This window comes from Mesorhizobium sp. WSM3873 (assembly GCF_001672445.1).
In the GTDB taxonomy this organism is placed as follows: Bacteria; Pseudomonadota; Alphaproteobacteria; order Rhizobiales; family Rhizobiaceae; genus Mesorhizobium.
Map to the genome: position 1 here is coordinate 25,958 of NZ_LYTM01000034.1, position 20,425 is coordinate 46,382.

General features: G+C 63.8%; 18 protein-coding genes. 7 read left to right on the forward strand and 11 right to left on the reverse strand.

What is annotated here, in order from left to right; translation table 11 throughout:
* Positions 1-48: 48 nt before the first annotated feature.
* A complete protein-coding gene (locus tag A9K71_RS19810; RefSeq protein ID WP_179294566.1) occupies positions 49-636 on the reverse strand; it encodes an XRE family transcriptional regulator in 588 nt (195 codons plus the stop codon).
* Positions 637-871: 235 nt separating this feature from the next.
* Between A9K71_RS19810 and A9K71_RS19815 the strand changes: the two genes are divergently transcribed.
* Positions 872-1,576 carry a nitroreductase gene (locus tag A9K71_RS19815; RefSeq protein ID WP_066999610.1) on the forward strand — a complete coding sequence of 235 codons (705 nt, stop codon included), beginning with the start codon at positions 872-874 and terminating at the stop codon, positions 1,574-1,576.
* A gap of 27 nt (positions 1,577-1,603) precedes the next feature.
* On the opposite strand, the gene A9K71_RS19820 is transcribed toward A9K71_RS19815, so the two are convergent.
* The 5 genes from A9K71_RS19820 to A9K71_RS19840 form a co-directional block, all read right to left on the reverse strand.
* Positions 1,604-3,046: an MFS transporter gene (locus tag A9K71_RS19820; RefSeq protein WP_066999614.1), complete on the reverse strand. Its 1,443-nt coding sequence runs from the start codon at positions 3,044-3,046 to the stop codon at positions 1,604-1,606.
* 197 nt (positions 3,047-3,243) lie between these two features.
* Complete coding sequence (locus A9K71_RS19825; protein WP_067000845.1) at positions 3,244-3,831, reverse strand: sarcosine oxidase subunit gamma; 588 nt, start codon at positions 3,829-3,831, stop codon at positions 3,244-3,246.
* Positions 3,832-3,853: 22 nt separating this feature from the next.
* On the reverse strand, positions 3,854-6,847 hold the full coding sequence (locus A9K71_RS19830) for a sarcosine oxidase subunit alpha (protein ID WP_066999618.1): 2,994 nt from the start codon (positions 6,845-6,847) through the stop codon (positions 3,854-3,856).
* Positions 6,844-7,137 carry a sarcosine oxidase subunit delta gene (locus tag A9K71_RS19835; protein ID WP_066999621.1) on the reverse strand — a complete coding sequence of 98 codons (294 nt, stop codon included), beginning with the start codon at positions 7,135-7,137 and terminating at the stop codon, positions 6,844-6,846. The genes A9K71_RS19830 and A9K71_RS19835 overlap by 4 nt, the downstream gene beginning before the upstream one ends.
* Positions 7,138-7,149: 12 nt before the next feature.
* Positions 7,150-8,409 carry a sarcosine oxidase subunit beta gene (locus tag A9K71_RS19840; RefSeq protein WP_066999623.1) on the reverse strand — a complete coding sequence of 420 codons (1,260 nt, stop codon included), beginning with the start codon at positions 8,407-8,409 and terminating at the stop codon, positions 7,150-7,152.
* Positions 8,410-8,614: 205 nt separating this feature from the next.
* Here A9K71_RS19840 and A9K71_RS19845 point away from each other — a divergent pair, with 205 nt between their 5' ends.
* From A9K71_RS19845 to A9K71_RS19865, 5 genes are all read left to right on the forward strand, one after another.
* Positions 8,615-11,104, forward strand: a complete 2,490-nt coding sequence (locus A9K71_RS19845; RefSeq protein WP_066999626.1) for a mechanosensitive ion channel family protein — start codon at positions 8,615-8,617, stop codon at positions 11,102-11,104.
* 142 nt (positions 11,105-11,246) lie between these two features.
* Positions 11,247-11,510 (forward strand): hypothetical protein, encoded by a 264-nt coding sequence (locus A9K71_RS19850; RefSeq protein ID WP_066999629.1) that lies wholly within the window; start codon positions 11,247-11,249, stop codon positions 11,508-11,510.
* 352 nt (positions 11,511-11,862) lie between these two features.
* The gene (locus A9K71_RS19855) at positions 11,863-14,424 is read left to right on the forward strand and encodes an FAD-dependent oxidoreductase (protein WP_066999631.1); all 2,562 of its coding nucleotides are present in this window, start codon (positions 11,863-11,865) and stop codon (positions 14,422-14,424) included.
* A 92-nt stretch (positions 14,425-14,516) separates the two neighbouring features.
* Positions 14,517-15,365 carry a DUF1194 domain-containing protein gene (locus tag A9K71_RS19860; protein ID WP_066999634.1) on the forward strand — a complete coding sequence of 283 codons (849 nt, stop codon included), beginning with the start codon at positions 14,517-14,519 and terminating at the stop codon, positions 15,363-15,365.
* Positions 15,366-15,479: 114 nt separating this feature from the next.
* Complete coding sequence (locus tag A9K71_RS19865) at positions 15,480-15,821, forward strand: peptidase inhibitor family I36 protein (protein WP_067000849.1); 342 nt, start codon at positions 15,480-15,482, stop codon at positions 15,819-15,821.
* 143 nt (positions 15,822-15,964) lie between these two features.
* On the opposite strand, the gene A9K71_RS19870 is transcribed toward A9K71_RS19865, so the two are convergent.
* From A9K71_RS19870 to A9K71_RS19875, 3 genes are all read right to left on the reverse strand, one after another.
* On the reverse strand, positions 15,965-16,903 hold the full coding sequence (locus A9K71_RS19870) for a GlxA family transcriptional regulator (RefSeq protein ID WP_348626470.1): 939 nt from the start codon (positions 16,901-16,903) through the stop codon (positions 15,965-15,967).
* 340 nt (positions 16,904-17,243) lie between these two features.
* A complete protein-coding gene (locus A9K71_RS32930; protein ID WP_082980636.1) occupies positions 17,244-17,378 on the reverse strand; it encodes a hypothetical protein in 135 nt (44 codons plus the stop codon).
* A 336-nt stretch (positions 17,379-17,714) separates the two neighbouring features.
* Entirely contained in the window at positions 17,715-17,900 is a 186-nt protein-coding gene (locus A9K71_RS19875) for a hypothetical protein (RefSeq protein WP_066999640.1), read from the reverse strand.
* Between the two features lie 220 nt (positions 17,901-18,120).
* Between A9K71_RS19875 and A9K71_RS19880 the strand changes: the two genes are divergently transcribed.
* The gene (locus A9K71_RS19880; protein WP_066999645.1) at positions 18,121-19,020 is read left to right on the forward strand and encodes a LysR substrate-binding domain-containing protein; all 900 of its coding nucleotides are present in this window, start codon (positions 18,121-18,123) and stop codon (positions 19,018-19,020) included.
* 1 nt (position 19,021) lies between these two features.
* Here the strand turns inward: A9K71_RS19880 and A9K71_RS19885 are convergent, their stop codons facing one another.
* Together A9K71_RS19885 and A9K71_RS19890 are read right to left on the reverse strand one after the other, a co-directional pair.
* The gene (locus tag A9K71_RS19885; protein WP_066999648.1) at positions 19,022-19,981 is read right to left on the reverse strand and encodes an alpha/beta hydrolase; all 960 of its coding nucleotides are present in this window, start codon (positions 19,979-19,981) and stop codon (positions 19,022-19,024) included.
* A gap of 231 nt (positions 19,982-20,212) precedes the next feature.
* Positions 20,213-20,398 (reverse strand): hypothetical protein, encoded by a 186-nt coding sequence (locus A9K71_RS19890; protein ID WP_066999651.1) that lies wholly within the window; start codon positions 20,396-20,398, stop codon positions 20,213-20,215.
* Positions 20,399-20,425: the final 27 nt, after the last annotated feature.

Sequence of the window (20,425 nt, forward strand, 5' to 3'; positions counted from 1 at the left end):
GCCCTGTCCCAAAGACCGCTGCACAGTTTTGGGCGCCATGCATTTGGTTCAGTACACCGGTGGCGAAACCACCCAGATGACGACCGCCGGCTCGGCGCCAGGATTGCGCCAGCGGAACGGCTTGCCTTCGAAGCGGAACGAGTCGCCTTCGCTGAGCCGATGCCAGACGCCACCGATCTCGAGTTCGAAAGTGCCCGACGCGACGTAGCCCGCTTCCTCGGTCGGACGCCGTGCTTCGGTGTTCAGTTCCGCGCCCGGCGCGAAGACCGAGCGCAGCATCTCGAAGCTACCGCCAAGATCGGGCGACAGAAGCTCCTCCACGAGGCCCGATTCGCTTGTGCCAAGCGAGCGGCGGCTGCCGGCGCGCACAACCACGCCGCGCTCCTCTTCGGCAGGCACATCATGGCTAAAGAACAGGCTAAGCGGCACTCCGAACAGTTCGGCGAAGGCCCGCAGATCACCAAGCGAAGGGACCGACAGGCCGCGCTCGACCTGGCTGACCCAACCTACCGAGCGGTCGAGCTTCAGAGCGATCTCGGCAAGCGTCAACCCGCGGGCCTTGCGCAGTGCACGGATGTCGCCGGCCAGCAGCCGCTCGCCATTGTCCTGCTCCGATCTGATGGCGGTCGAGGTCACCCGCTCCTCGTGAAAAAATCTGCTCAAATTTCATGAAAAAGCAAGCGCATGAAAAAATCAAGTGAATTTTCATGCTACGCAAGATTTGCTTGCGCCATTTTGGCGGTTGATGCAAAGCCTCGCCATCGAATGGCGAGTGGGGCGTCCGGTCGAGGACCAGTTAGTTATTTGTGTCTGCCTATGGTCGTTGCGGGAATCGGGTTGCCGGGTCCAGCCATGCGTGAAGGGACGGCCCATGCTGGAGAAGAATAACCGGAGCGCGCTCGACGCAGCGATCGTCGACGAGGCGATCATGTCGCGCCGGTCGGTACGCGCGTTTTTGCCCGACATGGTCGACGACAGCACAATCCGCGCCATCCTGACGGTCGCGGCAAGGGCACCCTCGGGCACCAACATGCAGCCCTGGCGTGTCTATGTGACCAAGGGCGAGGTGAAGCGGCGCATCAGCGACGCCATCCTCAATTCGGGCATCCGCGCCGAAAAGGCCGAATGGGACGAGTACCGTTACTATCCCGACCAGTTCTTCGAGCCCTATCTCAGCCGGCGTCGCGCCAACGGTTTCGGTCTCTACGGCGCGATCGGCATCGGCCGACGCGAAGTCGACAGGATGCGGGCGCAGCACGACCGCAACTTCGTCTTCTTCGACGCGCCGGTCGGCCTGATCTTCACGGTCGACCGGCGGCTGAACAAGGGCTCGTGGATCGACTACGGCATGTTTCTGCAGAACATCATGGTCGCGGCACGGGGCAGGGGCCTGCATACCTGTCCGCAGGCGGCTTTCGCGCCCTATCACCGGCAGATCCGCCCGGTGCTCGACATTCCCGACGAGGAGATCGTGGTCTGCGGCATGGCACTCGGCTATGAGGACACGTCCAAGCCCGAGAACGAATTCCGCACCGACCGCGCGCCGCTCGAAGACTGGGTGACGTTCGCGAAGTAGCTCCGGCGCGGACCGCAGCCCGATGTGCTAATCCGTGCTGATATGCCCGCCATGGCCGCTGACATGGGCACCGTCCTGCGGCGTGAGCCTGAAATAGGCGAGCAGCGCGCAAAGCGTGATCAAGCCTTCGACAATGAACAGGAGCCGGTAGTCGTTGACGCTCGCCTGGCCGCCGCCGGCGAGCAGCGAGAGCATCGCAGCGGCCAGACCGACGCTGATCGCCACCGCCAGCTGCCAAAGGATGTAGTACAGGGCGCTGAAGCGCGAGAGCTGCTCGGGCGCGATGTCCGAGTAGGCGAGGTTGCCGGTCGAGGCCCACTGCACCGAACGGAAAAGGCCGAAGGCGAAGATGTAGGCAAGCACGATCCAGGTAGGCGTGCTTTCCTGCATCAAGGCAAAACCGGCGACCAGCAGGGCGGCGATCGGCGTGTTGACGATCAGAACCCGCTTGAAGCCGAAGCGGTTCAAGATGCGCGGCATGAAGAACCGCATAAGCAGCGAGCCGATCGCCGCGACGAAGGTCAGCGATCCGGCCTGCACCGCGCTCATACCGAAGCCGAGCTGGAACATCAGCGGCAGCAGGAAGACAACGGAGCTTAGCCCTATCGTGTCGAGCCCGCCGCCGGTCAGAAAGCTGATGCGGAAGGTGCGGATACGCAGAAGATTGAGGTCGAGCAAAGGGTTTCGGGCCCGCAGACAATAGAAGGCGGCGACGGTGAGGATGGCGATTGCCAGGCCAAGCTCGACGCCGATAATGCTGGCGGCGGCGTCCTTCGCGGCAAGCGAATCCATGCCGAAGACGAGCAGCGCCATGCCGCCGCCGACTAGCAGGAAGCCGGGAAAATCGAAGGGCGTGCAGACCGGCTTGGTGGTCGTGGGGAACAGCGAGGCCGCGAGCAACGCGGCCGTCAGCGCGATCGGTATGTTGATGTAGAAGATCCAGCGCCACGAGACGTAAGTGGTCAGCGCGCCACCGACGAGGGGCCCGACCAGCGGGCCGGACTGGCCGGCGAGCGAAATATACATGTTGATCCTGAGCGTGCGGTCGCGCGGAAAGCTCGACAGGATCACGACCTGCCCGAGGGTGCCCATCAGCGCACCGCCGAAGCCCTGCAGCGCGCGAGAGCCGACCAGCATCCAGATGTTTTCCGACAGGCCGCAGAGGGCCGAGGCGCTGGCGAAGACCAGCAGCGCAAAGCAATAGACGTTGCGCAGGCCGAAGCGGTCGGCCAGCCAGCCGCCGAGCGGCATCGTGACGATGAGGCTCGCGACATAGACGGTGATCAAAAGCCCGAGCTGACTCGGCGGGCGGCCCAGGCTTTCGCCGATGCCGGGCAGCGCGGTCACAATGACATTCTGGTCGAGGCTGGTCATGAACACGCCGCAGGCGACGGTCGCCGGCAACAGCAGCGACGGGTCGCCCGCCGGAGCAAAGCGGGTCGTGGCTGTCGCCGTAGTCTCTGCGGTCATGGAAGGATGTTGTCGAACTGGTTGCCTGAGGCTCCGAGAGCCCGCGTTTCCTTATCTATCGTCTTCGCTGGCCCAAGGCTCAAGCGGCAGTTGTGGCCGTCGATAGTGCCACGCGCCGGCCCAACCAATCCCCGAGTGCGGCCTGCTCAGAGGCAAGTCGGCAGGGAAAACCGCCACGCAGTTTCCTGCAATTGCGCTCAGTGCACCTCGTAGCCGACTTCCTCGCTCGCGTGGCACAAGGCCTTCCAAAAGGAGCGCGCGAAGGAGCGGAACACATAGATGTCGAATTGGTCGCCACCGGTGCGCTGGATCTGTGCAAAGACATCGTGGTGGTTGGTCGAGCGGCCGGCTGCGAGCGGGAAGGCCGGCAAGGCGAAGTCGATAGCGAAGAATTTCGCCATCACCCACTCCGCTTTTGGCCCAGAAATGCGAATCGCGGTGCGGCCATGCGAGAGATCGGTAATCGTGCCGATGGACGGCGTGATCAGGCCGGTGAACGCGGAAGCCAAGCCCTCGGCCTCGTCAACCACGGTGAATTTGCCCGGCGCGAATCCGAACGCGGCTTTCGCGCCGTTGACGACGCCGCCGCCGGCTCCATCCGGCAGGGCAAGGCCTGTCACCTTGTATATGCCGGACATCAGCCGCTTCTCCTCGCCCGGCCATGCTGCGAGCTGCAGGATCGAGCCCGGCCGCGTTTCGGACAGGATAACGTCAACGCCATGCTCGAAATTGCCGTGCGAGCCTGGATGATAGACCGGTTCAAGCGGCGACAGGCGCTCAGGCAATTGCCGCTCGGGAAGTTGTCGTTCAACCATGCATGCGGCTCCCGTCCGGATCGTAGAAATGGTTGGAGACGATCTCGACCGGCCCAAACCGGTTGCGCAGCGGATCGGAGACGAAGGCGCGCGTGCCGTGGCGCCCCTTGCCGCCTTTGACCAGCGCAAGCGCTATGTATTTGCCGAGCGCCGGCGAATAGCAGCAGGCGGTGATATGGCCGATCGAATCGTGCGGGTTCGCTGCGTCCAACTGCTCGACGATATGTCCGCCACCGTTGAGCGCGCGGTTGTCGAGAGCGATCAAGCCGACCAGTTCCAGCCGGTCCGGAGCGATCAGGCCTTCGCGATCCATCATGGCGGAACCGATGAAGGGCTTCTTCTTCGACAGCATCCAGTCGAGATGCAGGTCGCGCGCCGTGGTGCGGCCGTCGATCTCCGCGCCAGTGACGTGGCCCTTCTCGATGCGCATGGTGCCAAGCGCCTCGAGCCCGTAGGCGACCAGGCCGAAAGGCTTGCCGGCCTCGATGAGAGCCTCCCAAACGCGCGTTCCATAGCCGGCGCCGGAATAGACTTCGAAGGCCATCTCGCCGGAGAAAGAGAGGCGGCAGATCATCACCGGCACGCCGGCGATCTCACCGTGCACAATGCCCATGAACGGAAGCGCGGCGTTGTCGACGGCCGTGCCCTTCACGCAGGCAGCAAGGATCGCCCTGGCTTTCGGTCCCCCGATCGCGGCCCCCGCCCACTCGTCGGTGACGGAGGTGACGGTGACCTTCAGTTCCGGCCAGATCACGTCGAGGAAATATTCCAGATGCTGCATCACCTTGCCGGCATTGGCGGTGGTGGTGGTCATCAGGAAATCCTGTTCGCCAAGCCGCCATGTGGTGCCGTCGTCGAAGGCAAGCCCATCCTCGCGCAGCATCAGGCCGTAGCGGGCCTTGCCGACCGTGAGGGTGGAAAACATGTTCGTGTAAACGCGGTCGAGGAATTCCGCCGCATCCGGGCCCTGAACGGCGATCTTCCCAAGCGTCGAGACATCGACGATGCCGGCGCTCTCACGCGTTGCCGCGGCCTCGCGGACATAGGCCTGCTCGACCGTCTCGCCGGCGAGGCCGTAGATCATCGGGCGGTACCAGAGACCGGCCGCATACACGGTTGCGCCGTTGTCGATGTGCCAGTCATGCATCGGCGTGAGCCGCTCGGGCTTCAGGTCGCCGAAACGCTCGGCCGCCAGCGAGCCGATCGACACGGCCGTGTAGGGCGGCCGGAACCGCGTCGTACCGACTTCGGGGATCGGCTTGCCCAGCGCCTCGGCCATGATGGCGAGGCCAGGCACGTTCGAGTTTTTGCCCTGGTCGGTCGCCATGCCGAGAGTGGTGTAGCGCTTCAGATGCTCGACCGAGACGAAGCCCTCGCGGTGCGCGAGCCGCACATCCTCGGCGGTCACGTCGTGCTGGAAATCGACGAAGCTTTTGCCCTTGGCCTTGATCTCGAAGACCGGTGCCGGATCCGGTTCGCCCGGGACGGCCTCCACGACGGGTAGCGGAGCGGAGGACGCGCTTCCGCCGGCGGCCTGAATGCCAGCCGCGCGGCCTTCGGCAATCGCTTCCGCGGTCGAGAAACTGCCGGTGAAGGCGCCGGCGCCGATCCAGCGCTGCGTCGGCTGCGGCGGCAGGAAGGCCTGCCTGGCAGGGTTCCATATGGCCCTGGCTCCAGCCTGGCTGGCGAGATGGATCGTCGGCGACCAGCCACCCGACATCAACAGGCAGTCCGCATGGATGCTGCGCTCGTCGCCGCTCAGCGCGCCGTTCATCAATTCGAAGCGCCGCACCTTGAGACCGGTGAGCGCCTTGCCGCCTTCGGTCGCAACCACGGCATGGCCGGCAAGCAGCTCTGCTTCGGCCTGGCTCGCCAGCCTGCTCATCTCGTTCGACACGTCGCTGCGGACATCGACGATGGCGACGACGGCGGCCCCGGTCTTCTTCAGTGCAACGGCGGAACGATAGGCGCTGTCATTGTTGGTGAACAGTGCGATGCGTTCACCGGGCAGCACGCCATATTCATTGGCGTAGCGTTCGGCCGCATGCGCCAGCATGACGCCCGGACGATCGTTGCCGGGGAATACAAGCGGACGCTCGAAGGAGCCGGTGGCGAGAACCACCGTTTTGGCGCGGATCGCCCAGTAGCGCTGGCGCGGCTCGCCCTTGGCCGGAACTTCCTTGTGGTCCGTCACCCGTTCGAGCGCGGCCAGCGTGTTGCCGTCGTAATAGCCCCACACCGTCGTGCGCGGCAGAAGGCGGACATTGTCATTGCCTTCGAGCTGGCCGACGATGCGCGCCGCCCAGTCGGCTGCCGACGCCCCGTCGATGGTTTCGCCCGACCAGTTGGCGGAGCCGCCGAACTTTGCTTCGAGCTCGGCCAGAATCACGCGGGCGCCCTGGTCGGCCGCGGCCTTCGCCGCCATCAGCCCGGCCGGGCCGGAACCGACGACCAGCACGTCGCAGAAGGCGTTCATGCGCTCGTAGCGCGAGGTATCGGGCGCGGTGCCGGCTCTGCCGAGGCCGGCGGCGCGGCGGATGAAATGCTCGCAGAACATCCAGAAGCGCGTGCCTTTCAACGGGCCGATCACCGGTCCCATGAAGGTCTTGTAATAGAAGCCGGCCGACAGGAGCTTGCCGCCGAGCTGGTTGAGCGCGCCGATATCCCAGGCGAGCGAGGGGGAGCGGTTCTGGCTGACCGCGACGAGCCCGTCATAGATCTCGACCATGGTGGCGGGAATGTTGGGCTCGCGCACCTCGCCGCGCAGCACCGTCACCAGAGCGTTCGGTTCCTCGACGCCGGCGGCGAGCAGGCCGCGCGGGCGATGGTATTTGAACGAACGGCCGAACAGCGTCACGCCATTGGCGAGCAGCGCCGAAGCCAGCGTGTCGCCGGCGTGTCCGGTATAGCGCGCGCCGTCGAAGGTGAAGCGGATGGTGCGCAGCCGGTCGATGCGGCCGCCGGTTTCTGTGCGGCGAGGGCTCACTGGTGGCCTCCCGCTTTGTGGCCCGCGGACTTGTGTCCGCCACGGGCAAAGGCAGTGCTCAAGATTTCATGGCTTAAGGTGTTTCGCACCACCCGCAGATGCGCGCGGCAGCCGCCGGAATGCTGCCAGATCTCATTGTGGTCGCCGGCCGGGTTCAGCCGGTCGTAGACATAGGCATTCCAGGCGTCGAGATCCTGCGCGGCCGGCTGCGGCCGCTCGCGGTTGCCGTCGCCCTGGTAGGTGAACTCAATGACATCGCGCGGGCCGCAATAGGGACAAGTGATCAGCATATGATTCGAAACCTAATGCAGCCGCGGCGTCGCGCCCTGGCCTTTGTCGTCGATGATGAGGCCGCGATAGAAACGGTCGAGCGTGAAGGGCGCGTTGAACTCGTGCGGCTCGTCCTTGGCGATGGTCCAGGCAAAGCACCAGCCTGAGGCTGGTGTCGCCTTGAAGCCGCCATAACACCAGCCGCAATTGAGATACATGCCGGGCAGCGGGCCGGTGGTGATGATCGGCGAACCGTCCATCGTCATGTCACAAAGCCCGCCCCAGGAGCGCAGCATGCGCACCCGCGCCAGGCCCGGGAACAGTGCCAGCATCTCGCTCATCACCTCGTCGACGACGGGCAGGCTGCCGCGCTGGGCATAGCTGTTGTAGCCGTCGAGGTCCCCGCCATAGACGAGGCCGCCCTTGTCGGATTGCGAGATGTAGAAGTGGCCCATGCCGAAGGTGAGAACGGTGCCGATGATCGGCTTCAGCGATTCCGAGACGAAGGCCTGCAGAACGTGGCTTTCGATCGGCATATGCGAAATGCCGGCAAGCTGCATGACTTGGCCAGTGCTGCCGGCCACCGCAAGCGCCACCTTCTTGGCGCGGATATCGCCGCGTGTCGTCGTCACACCGGTGATGCGGTCGCCGTCGCGCAGGAAGCCGGTGACCTCGCAATTCTCGATGATGTCGACGCCGCGCCGGTCGGCGCCGCGCGCATAGCCCCAGGCGACGGCGTCGTGGCGCGCGGTTCCGGCACGCGGCTGCATCAGCCCGCCAAGGATTGGAAATCGCGCCGAGCCCGAAACGTCCAGGGCCGGAACAAGCCGCTTGATCTCATTGACGCTCATCAGCTCGGCGTCGACGCCGAGATGGCGCATGGCATTGCCGCGCCTTGCATAGTCGTCGAGCTGAGCCGGTGTGTGCGCGAGGTTCAGGCAGCCCCGCTGCGAAAACATGACGTTGTAGTTGAGGTCATGCGACAGGTTCTCCCACAGCTTCATCGAATGCTCGTAGAAGCGGGTGTTCTGCGGCAAAAGATAGTTGGAGCGCACTGCCGTGGTGTTGCGGCCGACATTGCCCGAGCCCAGCCAGCCTTTTTCCAGCACAGCGACATTGGTGATGCCGTGCTCCTTGGCGAGGTAATAGGCGGTCGAGAGCCCATGGCCGCCGCCGCCGATGACGATCACATCATAGGAGGCCTTGGGGTCCGGCTTGCGCCAGGCCGGTTTCCAGTCCTGGTTGCCGTTGAGCGCGTTCTTGAGCAGCGAAAAGGCTGAGTATTCCGCCATTCTTCCTGTCGTCCTTTTGGTGCGAGCCGGCAGACTATAGAGCAGGCGAGAAGCGCAAAGCCAAGATTGCGCCATCGCTTTTCGACAGGCCGACTTCGATCCGTGCCGAGGCCCGCGGATGGAGACGTCTTGCCGCTTGATAGGCCGGTCTTTATCAAGGGCGGGATTTTCGAAGATTTTTCGGCCGTGAGTCGCCCGTCACGTCATGATTTTCCGACTGCTCCGCCTGATCCTGATCGCCATTGTCGCCGTCGCGGCGCAGTCCTCGCCCGGCGCGATGGCGCAGGCGATCGGCCAGGGCTCCACGCAGCTCATCGCCGACCAGACCAAGGCCATCCAGGATCTGACGGCCAAGACCGACGGGCTGGAGAAGAAGTTAAGCGCCCCAGACCAGGACGACGCCGGTCTTGTCGATATCCGCTTGCAGCTCGAGGATATTTCACGGGCGGCGCTGAACAGCGCGCTCGCGTTCCGATCACGCCTCAACGACATCAATGCGCGCATCCAGGTATTGGGGCCGCCGCCGGCCCAGGGCCAGCCGCCGGAGCCGGCGATCGTCGCCAACGAGCGCGCGGCGCTTACGGCCGAGAAGGCCGAGATCAACGCCGTGGTCGCCGGCGCGCAGAACCTGTCCATCCGCATCAGCGGGCTGGTCGACAGGATCGCCACGCTACGCAGTCAGCTTTTCCGCAGCGTTCTGACGAAACGCTACGAGTTGAGCGATGCGCTGAGCCCGCAGGCCTTTTCCGACGCGCACGACCAGTTCACCGGCCTCTATAAGGCGGTGGCGTCCTGGCTCACCTTCGCATTGAAATTCAAGTTCCAGGCGATGCTTGCGGCGACGCTGATGGCGCTGGCGCTGGCGGCCGTGCTGCTGATCGGCGGCAGGCGTCTCTTCGGCCGCATCTTCGAGGCCGATGCTTCGGTGGAAGAGCCGTCGTACCTGAGCCGGCTTTCGGTGGCGTTCTGGTCGACGCTGCTGCCGACCGTGGCGCTCGGCGCGTTCCTCGCCTCGACCGTGTTCTTCTTCAACTATTACAACGTCCTGCGCGGCGACATCGGCGAATTCCTCAACGCGCTGCTCTCGGTCGTCGCGGTGGCGTTCTGCGTCAACCGGCTGACCAATGCCGCCCTTGAGCCGCGGCTGCCGAACTGGCGGCTTATTCCAGTCGCAACCGGACCGGCGCGTTGGCTGGTGCGGCTGGCCACCGCCATGGCCGTGGTCCTCGGCTTCAACTACTTCCTGTCCGTCGTCAACGAGAAGATGGGCTCGCCGCTTTCGCTGACGATCGCCAGGAGCTTCGTTGCCACCGTCATCGTGGGCGTCATCCTGATCCTGATGGGTGTGCTGAAGCCTTTCAGGGCGAAGGACGGCTCGTGGCGCCCGTGGCCGGCCTGGCTTCGCTTCATTGCCATCGGGCTCGGCGTCTCCACAATCGCCGCGGCACTGCTCGGCTATATCGGTCTTGCGCTTTTCGTCTCTATTCAGGTCGTCGTCACCGGCACCACGCTGATCACCGCCTATATCGGCTTTCTTTCGGCGCGGGCGATCGGCGAGGAGGGCGGCTTCGCCGACACTTCGGTCGGGCGCTGGCTGTCAGCCAATTCCAGCTATGAGGACACCGCGCTCGACCAGCTCGGTCTGGTGGTCAGCATCGCCATCAACCTGATGATCGTGCTGGTGTTCCTGCCGCTGATCCTCTTGATGTGGGGCTTCCAGCCCGGCGATATCGAAACCTGGGCCTTTAAGCTCGCAACGGGCGTGACCATCGGGTCGGTCACCATCTCGGTGCTCGGCATCCTCACCGGCATCGTCGTCTTCGCCATCGGCTATTTTCTCACGCGCTGGTTTCAGGGCTGGCTCGACGGCTCGGTCATGGCGCGCGGCAAGGTTGACACCGGCGTGCGCAATTCGATCCGGCTGGCGGTTGGCTATGCCGGCGTCGCGCTTGCAGCGCTGGTCGGCATATCGGCGGCGGGCATCGATCTTTCCAATCTGGCGCTGGTCGCCGGCGCACTTTCGCTGGGTATCGGCTTCGGCTTGCAGAACGTCGTCTCGAACTTCGTCTCCGGGCTGATCCTGCTTGCCGAGCGACCGTTCAAGGTCGGGGACTGGATCGTCGCCGGCGACATCAGCGGCACGGTCAGAAAGATAAGCGTGCGCGCCACCGAGATCGAGACGTTCCAGCGCCAGTCGGTGATCCTGCCGAACTCGAACCTCATCAACAATGCGGTCGGCAACTGGACGCACCGCAACAAGCTTGGCCGCGTCGACATCAAGGTGGGCGTCGCCTATGGCAGCGACGTCAAGCGCGTCCACGCCATCCTGCTCGGCATAGCCCGCGCCCATCCGATGGTGCTCAAGAACCCCGAGCCCTTCGTGCTGTTTGCCAATTTCGGCCCGGCTGCACTGGAATTCGAGATCCGCGTGTTCGTCGCCGACGTGTTGAACGGCAGCATCGTCCAGAACGACATCCGATTCGCGATCTTCGACATCTTCGAAGACGAGCACATCGAGATCCCGTCGGCGCCCCGCGCCGTGGTCGAGAGCAAGAAGCATGAGCCATGGCCGATCGACGACGACAAGATCGAGGCCGAATTCGCCGAACGCGAGCGGCTGGAAGCGGAGGCCGCGGCCGAGCAGACGCGTCTGGCTAAAACCAAGAGAAGAGGCCGCAAGCCCGACCCCGACTAGCTTTGGCGGCCGCCGAAGCCGATTGTGGCATGAATGCGGCATTCAGTTGCGGTTCACGTTACATCTCATATAAGCTCTCACGCAAAGGGCGAGAATGCCTTGCGAAATTGAACAGAGGCGGTGTGGAAACACCGGAATTGCAATGTGGAAGTCTGTCGTTGCCGCCGTCGCTTTCCTGGCCCTTAGCGGTTCGGCTTTTGCCGCCAGCGCGGTCAACAAGGACGCCCAGACGCGGACCCTGATCGTGACCGAAGGCGGCGGCAAGACCGAGCTGGCGCTGGCCGCCGGCGAGACGGTGGAGTTCTGCCCGAATGGCTGCTTCGTCACCCTGCCCAATGGTGATCTCGAAGCGCTGACCGGTTCGGAAACGGTCGAGATCTCCGGCGGCGTCGCGCGGATCAAGTAAGAACTCCTTGAATATGGTCGGCAAGGCCGGGCGTTTGTCCGGCCTTTTATCGTTTCCGGACGCTTGCCGCCCCGGCATGATCAAGATCGAGGTCGGAGCGCTCGCCCGCGGCCGAGATCGGCCAGCTCGTGGTCAAGCTTTAAGACCGTCGGCTACCAGGTCGGCCTCCAGGCCGAGGACATCTGGGCTTTCGCCGAGCGAAATCGCATCCCGAGCCGAGCTGGCGCGCCGGGTCGCGCGGCATCCGCGACGTGTCGCAAACAGGCGGTAGCTCAATCCGCGTCCTCTGCATATTGTGGCGCAATTCGTACGGGCGCCGGCGCGCCCGCTTTAGCACTTTGGAGTCGCGGGCATGGCAGAGTTTCCGAAAAAGGCGAAGGTCGTCATCGTCGGTCTTGGCGGTATTGTCGGCGCGTCGGTCGCCCATCACCTGATCGAGCGCGGCTGGGACGACATCGTGGGCATCGACAAGTCCGGCATCCCGACCGATATCGGCTCGACCGCGCATGCCTCGGACTTCTGCTACACGACCAGCCACGATTTTCTCTCCTGCTGGACGACGCTCTATTCCATCGATTTCTACGAGAAGATGGGCCATTACGCGCGCATCGGCGGCCTCGAAGTCGCGCGCGTCGGCGACGACGGCCGCATGGACGAGATCAAGCGCAAGATTGCTTCCGCCAAGGCATTCGGCACCCGCGCGCGCCTGATCGAGCCGGCCGAGATCAAGCAGAAGTTCCCGCTGATCGAGGAGCATCTTGTGCAGGGCGGGTTGTGGGACCCCGACGCCGGTCTCGTCATCCCGCGCTCGCAGACGGTGGCCGGCAAGCTCGTCGACCAGGGTGTCGCTTCCGGCAAACTCCAGGCTTTTGCCAACACCTCGGCCAAGGACCTGATCGTCGAGCACGGCCGCATCAAGGGCGTCGCGACCGAGCGCGGCACGATCGAAGCCGATTATGTGGTCGTCTGCACCGGCATTTGGGGCCGGCTGACCGCGGCACTGGTCGGCGAAGACCTGCCGGTCATGCCGATCGACCACCCGCTGACCTTCTTCGGCCCGTATAACGAGTTCGCCGGCACCGGCAAGGAGATCGGCTGGCCGCTGCTGCGCGACCAGGGCAACTCGGCCTATATGCGCGACACCGGGGATCCCAAGACCGCGGAGGGCGGGCAGATCGAATGGGGCTATTACGAGGAGACCAATCCGCGCCTTTGCCATCCGCGCGACCTGCTGGAAAAAGACCAGGCGCGGCTCTCGCCCTCGCAGCGTGACCTCGACATGGAGCAGATCATGGCGCCGCTGGAGCGCGCCATGGAACTGACGCCGATCCTCGGCGAGCTCGGTTACAATGAAGGCCATTCCTTCAACGGCCTGCTGCAGGTCACCACCGACGGCGGCCCGTCCATGGGCGAAAGCCAGAAGGTGAGGGGCCTCTGGTACGCCGTAGCCATTTGGGTCAAGGACGGCCCGGGCATGGGCAAGCTGATCGCCGACTGGATGACCGACGGCCGCACCTCGATCGACCATCATGCCATCGACTATGCGCGTTTCTACCCGCACCAGACGAAGGAAGAGTTCATCTGGGATCGCTGCACCGAGACGGCGATGAAGGTCTACAATCCGGCGGTGCATCCGCGCGAGCCGTTCTCCAAGGGCCGCAACATCCGCCGTTCGCCCTTCTGGGAGCGCGAGAAGGAACTCGGCGGCTACTTCATGGAACTGGGCGGCTGGGAGCGCGCCCATGGCTATGCCGCCAACGAGCATCTCCTGGAAAAATACGCCAACCGCGTGCCGGTGCGCGAGAACGAGTGGGACAACCGCCATTTCTGGCGCGTCTCCAATGCCGAGCATCTGGCGATGAGCGAGGATTGCGGCATCGTCAACCTGTCGCATTTCTCGATGTACGACGTCGAAGGGCCGGACCATGTCGCGCTGCTGGAATGGCTGTGCGCGGCCAAGATCGGCGGCGACAACAATATTGGCAAGGGCATCTACACCCACTTCCTCGACGAGGAAGGCATGGTGCGCGCCGACTTCACCGTGATCCGCATGGCCGATCGCTGCCGCGTGATCGACGGCGCCGACGCCGGGCCGCGCGACTTCCGCTATATGCAGCGCACCGCGCAGGACAAAGGTTTCGATGTCACTGTCACCGACGTCACCGAAAAATACGTCACCATCGGCATCTGGGGGCCGAATGCGCGCACGACCCTGCAGAAGGTGGTCGAGGACCCGAACGGGCTGACGCCGGAGAATTTCCCGTTCGCGGCGATCAAGCCGATCAGGATCGGCGGCAAGGACGTCACCGCCTTCCGCATCTCCTATGTCGGCGAGCAGGGCTGGGAACTGCATATGCGCTATGAGGACGGGCTCGCCGTCTGGGACGCGCTGCGCTCGACCGGTGTCATGCCGTTCGGCGTCGAGACCTACGCCAACACGCGCCGCATGGAGAAGAGCCTGCGGCTGCAGAACGCCGACCTCTTGACCGAATACAATCTGCTCGAGGCAGATCTTGCCCGCCCGAAGGTCAAGGAGAACGACTTCTGCGGCAAGGCCAAGCACCTGGAATATCGCGCCCGCGAGCATCAGCCGGCTATGCTCTGCACGCTGGTGATGACCGAGAACACCGATTCCAAGGGCGTCGCGCGCTATCCGGTCGGCATCATGCCGGTGCAGGATCCCGCGACCTGCGAGACGCTGGTCGACGAGCTCGGCCGGCGCTCCTTCACCACGTCGGTCGCCTACGGCCCGACCATCGGCAAGAACATCGCGCTCGCCTATCTGCCCTGGGCCTACTGCCAGGAAGGTCGCAAGCTGCAGGTGGAGTATTTCGGCGAGACCTATCCGGTCGAGGTGGCCGGCGTCGGCTACAAGCCGCTTTACGACCCGGAGAATCTCAAGCCGCGCAGCTAAGCGAGCGCGCGTTCGTCCGGATTGGTGGAAGGCCCGGTCGACGCCGGGCCTTTTTGCTTTGTTCATGCGCGATTATCGCTTACCGTTGCGTCATGTCCGCTTTGGGCCGAACAAGGCATTGGCTTTCCGGCGCCGCCGCGCTGGCGCTGCTCCTCGGCCCGCCCACGCGATCGAGTGCGATAGAGCCGGTCGATGTCGAGCTGGTGCTCGCAGTCGATGTTTCGCTCTCCATGTCGCCGGCCGAACTCGAGATCCAGCGCCGTGGCTATGCGGCGGCACTGACGGATGACAACGTGCTCAAGGCCATCGCCGACGGCGTCCACGGCAAGATCGCGGTCACCTATGTCGAGTGGGCCGGCACCAGATGGCAGCGGGTCGTCGTACCGTGGACAGCGATTGCCAATCGCGCCGACGCCGAACGGGTGGTTGCGCAGATGAACGCGCGTCCGCCGGACAGCGCGCGACGTACTTCGATCTCCGGCGCACTGGCCTTCGGCAGCGACCTTTTCGCCGAAAGCGGCTTTCAGGGGACCAAGCGCGTCATCGACGTTTCGGGCGACGGACCCAACAACCAGGGCGCGCCGGTCGACATCACGCGCGACGAGGTGGTGAGGCAGGGCATCACCATCAACGGACTGCCGCTGATGACAAGGGGCGGGTACGGCGGCGCCTTCGACGTCGCCAATCTCGACCGCTACTACAGCGACTGCGTGATCGGCGGGCCGGGCGCCTTCATGATCCCGGTCAACGACTGGACGCAATTCCCGGAAGCGATCCGCCGCAAGCTGGTGCTCGAGCTCGCCGGCCCGGCTTCGCGGCAATGGGCGGCAGAAGCGGCGGCTCACCCGCCGGTCGTGCTTGCCGACGACAGGCCGGCCGCCGATTGCCTGGCCGGTGAGAAGATGTGGCGCAACCGCGGCTGGATGATGGATAGCCGGTGACGGTCGGCAAGCTCCGCCGGAGCGGGGTTCGGACTTGCTTCCTCGTGTGGCACAATGGCAAAATGTGATCGGGCCGGCGCCATCGCGCAACGCGATGAAATGAGGAAATATTACATGAAACGTTTGGTCATCCTGGCGGCACTTGCGTCGACAATATTTGCCGGAAGCGCCAGCGCCCAATTTTACGGCGAGGCCGCCTGCGTGCTGTTCGAGAATGCGAACTTCCGCGGACGCTCGCTTGCAATGGGTCCTGACGACGCCGTCAATTTCCGGGGCGGCTTCTGGAACGACCGCGTTTCCTCGGTGCTGGTGCGGCGGGGCTGTACGCTCGTCGCCTATGAGAATGCAGGAAGGCGCGGCCGCTCGATCGAGCTCAACCGCAGGGTCCGCGATTTCGGAGGTTCCGGCTGGAACGACCGCATCTCGTCCGCGGAGTGCTATTGCGACCGATATTGAGCTGGTCGAACCTGCCAGCGGTCATAACGCAACGCTCAAAAACAGCCCGGAATTCTCGGCGCTGAAGGCGCAGTTGACCGAAGACATCCGCATTGAGGCGATACGGACCACACAGCCGCCGTAGGTTTTCGTAGCCTTGTCGCTTAGGCGGCCAGCAACTGCTTGCGGTCGACGCGCTCCTGCTGCGGCGAGCGGGCATAGAGCTCGCGGTAGCATTTGGAGAAGTGCGAGGCCGAGACGAAACCGCAGGCGACAGCCACTTCCACCACGGGCAGCGACGACTGGATGAGCAAATGCCTGGCGCGGTCGAGCCGGATCTCGAGATAGTAGCGGGCAGGCGAGCGGCCCATCTCGGTGCGGAAGAGGCGCTCGATCTGCCGGCGCGACAGATCGACATGGTCGGCGATCTCGATCAGCGACAGCGGCTCGGAGAGGTTCGCCTCCATCAATTCAATGATGGTCAGCACCTTGGAATTCTGCACACCGAGACGGGCGCGCAGCGGCAGGCGCTGGCGATCCGTCGGGCTGCGCACGCGGTCGGTCAGCACCTGCTCGCAGACGCGGTTGACGAGGCTTTCGTCGAAGTCGTCGCCGATCAGCTTTAGCATCATGTCGAGCGCCGCGGTGCCGCCTGCGCAGGTGTAGACATTCTGGTCGATCTCGAAGAGGTCGGCGAAGACGTTGGCCTTGGGAAAGGCCTCCGAGAAGCCCGGCAGGTTTTCCCAATGGATGGCGCAGCGCTTGTTGGAGAGCAGGCCCGCGGCCGCCAGGATGTGCGCGCCGGTGCACAGGCCGCCCACGGCGACGCCGCGGTTGTATTCCTCGCGCAGCCAGGCGAAGGCCGACTTGTTATGATAGCGCTCGACATTCATGCCGCTGCAGACGATCGCCATGTTCGGGCGGTCCGGCCCGGCCATCTTCCTGCGCTCTTCCTCGAGCGAGGTGTTGACGGCGCATTCGACGCCGTTCGAGGCGCGCACGGGCTTGCCGTCGATACTGGCCAGGCGCCAGCTATAAGCCTCGTAGCCGAGCATCCGGTTGGCCGAGCGGAGCGGGTCGAGCGCCGTTGCGAAGGCGATCATGGTAAAGTCGGGGATGAGGAAGAACACAAACGATCTCTTGATCGGGTGCTTTACGGCATTCACGGGAAACCTCACGCGGCCATGACGCGAACAGAATGTCGCTAATAGCATAGCGACATCAGGAAAAATCATTCCTGTCAATCGGCTAGACGGCTAAGCGACGATTAAATTTGCGACACGGGTCGCAAACGGGCAATCGTCGATGGCGCGAGACCGAAGGTTGCTACTTCAGGTTCCAACGAATGCGCCGTCAGAAGAAAAACGCCGCCACGGCGGAGCCGGGCGACGTTGAATTTCATTCAGCGCGACGGCAAACCAGGTGCCGTTCGAAACTGCTGTCTCAGGCAACGAAGCCGAGGCGAGCGGCAGCCATGGCGCCGGTCTGGCCGGGCATGGTCTTGGCAAGACGCTGACGCTCAAGAGCGGTCGTCAGGTTCATTTCGCGACGGGGGAACAGGCGGGCAAAGAGCTTCATCATCATCTCCATTTGGTTGCTCAGACGGGTCGCCTTCGCTTAATGGAGTGGGGCAGCTCGTTTTTGCTGGCGTTGATATAGGCCTGCTTCAGTCAAAACTAAATCGCAAAAACGAAGCGCTTGTTATGAAAAGCGACATCCCACGCGACATTTTTGAGCTCCGTGTTCGAAATTTACTATTATTTACAGCGGTTTATTTCGAAACGGACCCCGCTATGCGAGTGCTTCATATGCGTCATGCGACGGCCGCATGGCTGGAAAAGTCATTTGAGTACAAACAAAAAGGGCCTGCCGGTCTGACACGCGGCAAGCCCTTAGCACGTGATGCACACTTATTTACTTGGCTCCGGCCCAGGTTCCCACGCCGTAGCGCAATCCAGTCTTGGCATCGGCGGCTTCCGGCCAGCCGATATCCTTCTGCAGTTCGATCGGCAGCGCATGGATTGCGCGTTCGGTCTGGTAGCGAGCGCGGGCGGCGCTGAATTCGGTCGCGAGCCGACCGATAGACGACAAGATAGACATTTTCTTTCTCCTCGATTCGGGCAGGGAGGCGCCCGGCAATGGGTTACGTCAGGTCTGTTTCAGCTTCATTTCATGTCGATCGCAGGTCTGTATCATGGTCGTTCGATGGCTGCTTTTGGCAGCATCCTGCATCGATCGAGTTGACTATGCGCTCGAAGTGATGTTCAATCAAACGAAATGGAATGATCATTTGCATCAGAAAAATTGAAGGCAAGCTCCGATGAACGCCCCACTCAACCATCCTTTGCCGCTGCTCGATCTCGACGTGCTGCGCACCTTCGTGGCGATCGCCGAGACCGGCAGCTTCACCACCGCCGCGAATGCGGTCTTCCGCACCCCCTCGGCCGTCTCCATGCAGATCAAGAAGCTCGAAGACATTCTCGGCCGTTCCGTCTTCGCGCGCGACGCGCGCTCGGTGACGCTGACCACGGACGGCGAGATGCTTCTCGGCTATGCCCGGCGGCTTTTGTCGATCAACCGCGAAGTGGTGTCGAAGTTCATCATTCCCGACATTGTCGGTGTGGTCAGGCTTGGCTCCCCGGACGACTATGGCGAGCGCGTGCTGCCCCACGTGTTGAAGCGCTTCGCGCAATCGCATCCGTCGATCGCCGTCGACGTCACCATCGACCAGAGCGTCAATCTGCGCCGCCGCATGGACGACCGTGCGCTCGACATCACGTTGCTCACCAATTCCTACAAGACCAGCGCGGTCGGCGCCGAGGTGCTGCTAACCGAGCCGATCGTCTGGGCCGGCGCCAAGGGCGGCTGCGCGCATCTGCGCGAACCGCTGCCGGTTTCGCTTTGGGAAGAAGGCTGCGCCTGGCGGGCCGGCGCCCTGGAAGCGCTCGGCCGAGAAGGTCGCAACTACCGCATCGCCTATATGAGCGCTCATACCGCCGGCCAGCGCGCCGCCATCATGGCTGACCTTGCCGTCGCGCCGCTGCCGAAGTCCTTCCTCGGCGACGAGATGGTTTCGCTGGGCGCGAAGGACGGCATGCCCGATATCGGCACCTACAATCTCGCCATGGTGGTGGCACCCGATGCCAGTGCGCCGGTGAAGGCGGTTGCCGACCACATCCGTGCGACCTTTGAACTGTTCCGGGAAACCGGCAAGTTCTGAGCTATTCGGCCGCCGGCGCAGGTCGCGCCGCATAAGTGGTTCGGCGCGATGCATGGGCTCGCTGCGGTACGATCTCGGCTGTGAGGAAGTCGACGATGCTGTCACGTGCGCGCCGCGCTTCCGGCATATCGATCAGCGGCCAAACGTGGAACATGCCTTCCTCGTATACGACATCGACCTCGACGCCTGCGGCGCGCGCCCTTTCGGCGAAGATCAGATTGTCGGGGCTGAGCAGGTCGCGCGAGCCGGTGAGCAGCAGCGTCTTCGGCAGCACCGAGAGATCGCCGTAGAGCGGGCTGATGTGCCAGTCGGAGCGGTCGATGCCGGCGCTGTAGAGCCGGATCGCCTCGAGCCCGCCGGGGATGCCCAGCCAGGGGTCGTTGCGTTCGGCTTCGAACACTTCCGGATTGGACAAGGACATATCGAGGCCGGGCGAGATCAGCACGTGGCGCGCCGGCGAGGGCAGGCCTTCCTCGGCGGCCATCATGGTGAGCACGACTGCCATGTTGCCGCCGGCGGAATCGCCCATGAAGACGATGTTCTCGGCATTGGTCTCTTGCAGCATGCGCCGGTAGACGTCGCCGACCATGCCGAACATGTCATGGAAATTGTGCTCCGGCGCGATCGGATAGATCGGCACGGTGATGCCGAAGCCCAGCCGCTCCGCCATCTCGGCAATCAGCACCCAGTGATAGGACGTGATCTGAAAGACGAAGGCGCCGCCATGCAAATAGAGGATACGCCGGCGCTCGCCCGATTTCGGTGCGATCTCATAGACGGGGAAACCATCGACGCTGGTCTCCGCGATATCCAGCCGCGCCTTCAGAAGAGCCGGCGGATGATAGTCTTCGGTCTTGCGGGCGTAGGCGATCCAGCGCTGCAGATTCTCGGGACTGGAAAAGGCCTTCTTGCGGCTGTGCCTGAGAATGAACGAAACGACGTGGCTTTTCAAACTGGGCATACGGAACACGGATCGGTCGAGCCGACTAAGAGAAATTCCCCCTGCTATGCGAAGATTGTAGTCCGGTTGAAAATGTCAAGGTTCGCAGCGGGCACATCGGCGTGATGCGACGCCGGTCGCGTCAACGGCGCCCTGGCAGCAGCGCGGCGCGCAACTTGTTGTCGCCGATCGCCGAGGCCGCTTGCCGGCCTCGGCGCTTGCCGAGCAGCTTACATTTGTCGGCGAAGGTCATCAGCGGGCGGTGCCCAGGAGCAGCGCGTGCAGGACTGCCTGCGGGTCGCTCGGCGGCGAAGCCGGCCAGCCGATATCCTTCTGCACATGCACGGGCAGGTCGTTGAGCGCGCGGATCGCCTTGCTCCGGGCATGAGCCTGCCTGATGGTCACGCCGAAGCGGCCGAGGTTATCGAACATCGACATAGTGGGTTCCTCCGGAAGGTCGCGCCG